Source organism: Pseudomonas sp. MF6394, from assembly GCF_002018845.1.
Lineage (GTDB): Bacteria > Pseudomonadota > Gammaproteobacteria > Pseudomonadales > Pseudomonadaceae > Aquipseudomonas > Aquipseudomonas lactis.
In genome coordinates this window covers 1-4,863 of the sequence record NZ_MVOJ01000068.1, presented here as the reverse complement: position 1 = coordinate 4,863, position 4,863 = coordinate 1, and the positions used below count along the sequence as shown (strand labels likewise).

The following is a 4,863-nucleotide window of genomic DNA, read 5'->3' as shown; positions in this document are numbered from 1 at the left end:
GGTCAGGAGAGACACGCAACTGGAACCCTATCGGGACGGTGTATCTGAACCCTGAAAGGGAACTGACCGTGGTAATAAAAATCGCGTAGCGCGACGGTGGACGCGACAACTACCTTGAAAAACGCCGTTAGGCGCCCCGTCAAACCACGCTGGCGGATTACGGGCACACCGAGCCCAAGCGAGGTGCCGAGTGGTGGGGCAAGAGCGTTTTGCTTACTTTTGCGCTGTTCAAAAGTGAGCCGCCGTCAGGGCGGAACCCTAAGTAGCCGTTACCGCAGCAATGGATATGCACACAATCCAACTGTGTTGACTGCCAGGCCGCCTTCGCGAGCAAGCCCGCTCCCACAGTTGGACCGTGGGGTGTCAGGTAGTGGGCGTTGGCAGGCAGGCCGTCTTCGCAGGCAAGCCAGCTCCCACAGTTGGACCGTGGGGTTTCAGGTAGTAGGCGTCGGTTGGCAGGCCGTCATCGCAGGCAAGCCAGCTCCCACATATCGCAGTTGTTCATCATAGGGTATAGGCGATGCCCACCTGCACGGTACGCGGTGCACCGGGGTAGGCGTAGATATTGCCGAACGCGCCCTCTTCATACTCGCGGTTGAACAGGTTCTTCACATCCAGGTTCAGACGCACCCGCTCATTGACCTTGTAGTAGCCGAGCAAGTCGACCACGGTATAAGCGTCCATGGAGAATGCCGTGTTAGCAGTCTGGCCGGCGCGCTGGTCGACGTACTTGCCGCCGACGCCCAGGCCCAGGCCTTTGAGCGCGCCGTCCTGGAACTCGTAGACGTTGAGCAGGCTGAAGCTGTTGCGCGGGATGTTCATCAAGCGCGTGCCTGAACGCAGGGTGTTATCACGGGTGACTTCGGCATCTACGTAGGCGTAGCCGCCGATCACGCGCCATTCGGGCGTGAGGTTGCCTGCCACGTTCAGGTCAAATCCACGGCTGCGCACCTGGCCAGCCGCGACACTGAAGGTATTGTCCACGGGGTCTGTGGTCAGCACGTTCTTCTTCTCGATCTGATAGATCGCCGCATCCACGCTCAACTGCCGGTCCAGCGCCTCCCACTTGACGCCCATCTCGTAGGACTTGCCCTTCTCCGGCGCAAAACCACCACCTTCGCGGCTAGCACCGGTGTTGGGCTTGAACGAACGCGCGGCATCGGCATACACCGCGACGGTGTCGGTGAGGTCGTAAATCACCCCCAAGCGCGGAGTGACAGCGTTGTCGGCGGCCTGCCAGCTTTTACCTACATAGTTCTGGTAATCATGCTCGAAACGCTCAAAGCGCGCACCGGCCAGTACTTTCAGACGTTCGGTGAGCGCGACCTGGTCCTGTACGAAGGCCGCGTAGGTCTTGAGGTTCTCTTTATCGTGGGTCGGCGTACGGGTCAGCGCCGGACGGGTTTGACCGTACACCGGATCAAAGATATCGATCGGGTAAGTACCCGCAACGGCGCTTGAACGCTGGATGATCGATTTGTAGTCGTAATCCTCGTACTCGATACCGGTGAGCAGCGTGTGATCGAAGCCGCCAGTGGAGAAGTGCCCGGTCAAGTTGAGCTGGTAATCCTTGTCGGTCCATTCCAGCTTGCGATAGTTGAAGTTGCGTTGCAGGGTGCGGCCATCGGCGCCCAGGCTGCCCGGCCCGTTGGCTTCGATGGCATTGCCTTTCAAGCTACCGTCCAACCACTGGAAGCCGCCGCCCAGAGTCCAGTTGTCGTTCAGCGCATGCTCAAAACGCAGTTGCGCCATGTTGTTGTCGTTGTGCAGCTTGCCGGCGTCCTTGTCGCCCCAGAACGTGTCGCGCGAAGGGGTACCGCGCTGATTGGGGAAGCGCGTCAGGCCGCGGTCCAGCGGGTGGTTGTTGCGCATGAAATCGCCTTCGAAGGTCACCTTGGTGTCATCGGTGGCCTGCCAGGTAATCACCGGCGTCACGCCGTAGCGTTCCGTCTCGACGTGATCGCGGAAGGTGTCGCCGCCCTCGCCCACTACGTTCAGGCGATAGGCCAGGCGGCCTTCATCGTCCAGCGGGCCGGAGGCATCCAGGGTGCCGCGCTTCATGCCCTGGTCATTGAGCTGGCTACCCAGGGTGACGGTGCGTTCGGCCAGCGGCTGCTTGGACACCACATTGAAGGTACCGCCCGGGTCGCCACGGCCGTAGAGCATGGTCGCGGGGCCGCGCAGCACTTCAAGACGCTCGATGGTGTTGGCGTCCGGCATGTTCGGGTAACCGCGGTTGATCGGGAACCCATTGCGGTAGAACTCACCGGTGGTGAAGCCGCGCACGGTAAAGGTGGTCAGGCCCTGCCCGCCGAAGTTGTTGGCACGACCCACGCCGCCGGCGTAGTCAAGGGCATCCTGCAGGCGCGTTGCACCGAGGTCTTCAACCACGTCCTTGGACACTACGCTGATGGACTGCGGGGTTTCATGAATAGAGGTGTCGGTGCGCGTCGCACTGACTGAGCGTGTGGCGTGGTAGCCCTGCACGGGGCCTTGGGCCGACTCAAAGTCCGCAGTGGCGGTGACATTGGTCGCTTGCAGCTCGATACTGGCACTCTCGGCAGGCACCTGCTCTGACCACGCGAAGGGGGAAAACGCCTGGAGCACGCAGATGGAAATCAGGGTACGACGCATGGGTGTGGAACCTAGTGAATGAGCCAGATGGGACGGCAAACCTGCCAAGAATTCGCCGCGCATCATATATCAGGGCATTCTCGTTTGATATCGGTTCTCATTTGTTATTTTTCGCCGCTTAGGTCGCGAAAAACAACAGGCGAAAAAAAGCCACTCAATCGAGTGGCTCATGCAACGCGCAGGCTTACCTCAGCGATAGCGTTCCAACCAATGCGCGTAAGGTGCCGGCAAGGTCCAGGAAGACTTGTCCACGCCCAACTCCTTGGCGGCAAAGTAGGCCCAATGTGGGTCGGCCAAATGTGCCCGACCTACCGAAACCAGGTCCAGGTGCCCGGCCTGCAACGCGCCTTGGGCCAGTTGCGGCGTGCCGAAGCCCCAGGCTGACGTCACCGGGATACCGGCTTCACGGCGTACACGCTCAGCAATCGGGCCCATGAAGGCCGGGCCCCAAGGAATGTTGGTGTCAGGAATAGTAAAGCCGACGCTGACGCTCAGCAGGTCCAGGCCACCGTCCTTGAAACGGCGGGCCAGTTCGATGGACTCGGTGAGGGTCTGCTCATCACGGCCGTCGTATTCGATCACACCGAACCGGGCGGTGAGCGGCAGGTTTTCCGGCCAGACTTCACGCACTGCAGCCAGGGTTTCGAGGAGGAAGCGGCTGCGGTTGTCGAAGCTGCCACCGTAGGCATCGGTACGCTGGTTGGAATGCTCGGAGAAAAAGCTCTGACCCAGGTAGCCGTGGGCGAAGTGCAACTCGATCCATTCAAAGCCGGCATCGCGAGCACGACGAGCCGCGTCGACGAAGTCCTGCTGCACGCGGGCGATGTCTTCAAGGGTCATGGCACGCGGTACGTTGGGCAGGTTGGCACCGAACGCGATGGCAGACGGGGCGATGGTTTCCCAACTGCGGGAATCAGAGGCCGGGATGTGGTCATCACCTTCCCAGGGGCGGTTGGCGCTGGCTTTGCGGCCGGCGTGGGCGATCTGAATGCCCGGCACCGAACCTGCGGCCTTGATCGCTTTGACCATCGGCACGAATGCCTCGGCGTGGGCGTCGCTCCAGATGCCGGCGCAGCCTGGGGTGATGCGCCCTTCAGGGGCAACCGCAGTGGCCTCGACCACCAGCAGGCCGGCACCACCACGGGCCATGCCGGCCAGGTGCACGTGGTGCCAGTCGTTGACCATGCCGTCGTCGGCCATGTACTGGCACATCGGTGGTATAGCAATGCGATTGCGCAAGGTCACGTCTTTAAGTTTGAACGGTTCGAACAAGGCCGACATTGGGAGCTCCAGGAAGGGGTGAGTGATTCGATAGTTCGATGGTAATCGAACTATGGTATTGAACGCTACCCCCCTGTTATGATCCGCCCCATGCGAGCCTTCAAACACCCTACCCCGCTGGAATTGACGCTTGAGCGTGTGCTGTACGCCTTGAGCGACCCCGTACGCCTGGACATCGTGCGCTACCTGGCCAACGTGCCAGAGGCGACCTGTGGCGAACTGGACGGGGGGCGGCCCAAGTCCAGCATGTCCCATCATTTCCGGGTATTGCGCGATGCGGGCTTGGTGCACACGCGCAATGTGGGCACCACCCATATGAACTCGTTGCGCCGTGACGAGCTGGAGAGCCGCTTCCCTGGGTTGCTGGCCAGTGTGTTGTCACAGCGCTAGACGCATAACCTCGGCGCGACGCTGAGTCTGTGGCGAGGACGCTTGCTCCCGTGACGGCCTGCCAGCCGGCGCCCATCTCCCTGACACCCCGCGGTCTACATGTGGGAGCTGGCTTGCCTGCGATGACCATAGGTATCTACACAACCTTGTGGGTTGTAACAGCAGACGGTAACCACGATGCGAAGCGAGTCGCTCTTGATCTGCTTTTGATCTTAGGCGCCCCGTTAAACCACGCTGGCCGGAATTCGACAGGGATTTGGGGGGTAAACCGGCAGGGATGCCGGTTTAGCCGCCCCGCGCCATGGATGGCGCGTGGCGGCGGCCCCCCAAATCACTGGCGAATTACGGGCACACCGAGCCTAGGCGAGGTGCCGAGTGGTGGGGCAAGAGCGTTTTGCTTACTTTTGCGCTTTTCAAAAGTGAGCCGCCGTTGAACTGCCCCCCGAAAGTTGGACAGGGGACGCTATTGATTTAGTGCCTGGGTCCGAAATTGTACTGGACTCAAGCCATTCAGTCTGAGGCTTATGCGGTCTTGGTTGTAGTAGGCGATGTAATCCT

Annotated in this window: 4 protein-coding genes; 1 reads left to right on the top strand and 3 read right to left on the bottom strand. The window is 60.9% G+C overall.

What is annotated here, in order from left to right; translation table 11 throughout:
- Positions 1 to 504 precede the first annotated feature (504 nt).
- Positions 505 to 2,634, bottom strand: coding sequence for a TonB-dependent siderophore receptor (locus MF6394_RS32670; protein WP_078468291.1), 2,130 nt, complete (start codon positions 2,632 to 2,634; stop codon positions 505 to 507).
- 189 nt (positions 2,635 to 2,823) lie between these two features.
- The gene (locus MF6394_RS32665) at positions 2,824 to 3,915 is read right to left on the bottom strand and encodes an NADH:flavin oxidoreductase/NADH oxidase (RefSeq protein WP_044272383.1); all 1,092 of its coding nucleotides are present in this window, start codon (positions 3,913 to 3,915) and stop codon (positions 2,824 to 2,826) included.
- Positions 3,916 to 4,005: 90 nt separating this feature from the next.
- Between MF6394_RS32665 and MF6394_RS32660 the strand changes: the two genes are divergently transcribed.
- Positions 4,006 to 4,305 (top strand): ArsR/SmtB family transcription factor, encoded by a 300-nt coding sequence (locus MF6394_RS32660; protein WP_050516211.1) that lies wholly within the window; start codon positions 4,006 to 4,008, stop codon positions 4,303 to 4,305.
- A 463-nt stretch (positions 4,306 to 4,768) separates the two neighbouring features.
- Here MF6394_RS32660 and MF6394_RS32650 read toward each other — a convergent pair.
- Positions 4,769 to 4,863: IS3 family transposase (locus MF6394_RS32650; RefSeq protein ID WP_143501162.1), on the bottom strand; the 95-nt coding region annotated here is incomplete at its 5' end.

What these genes read in the sequence shown, in the direction of transcription:
- MF6394_RS32670 (WP_078468291.1), bottom strand. Translation starts at nt 2,634, where the DNA reads ATGCGTCGTACCCTGATTTCCATCTGCGTGCTCCAGGCGTTTTCCCCC.
- MF6394_RS32665 (WP_044272383.1), bottom strand. Translation starts at nt 3,915, where the DNA reads ATGTCGGCCTTGTTCGAACCGTTCAAACTTAAAGACGTGACCTTGCGC.
- MF6394_RS32660 (WP_050516211.1), top strand. Translation starts at nt 4,006, where the DNA reads ATGCGAGCCTTCAAACACCCTACCCCGCTGGAATTGACGCTTGAGCGT.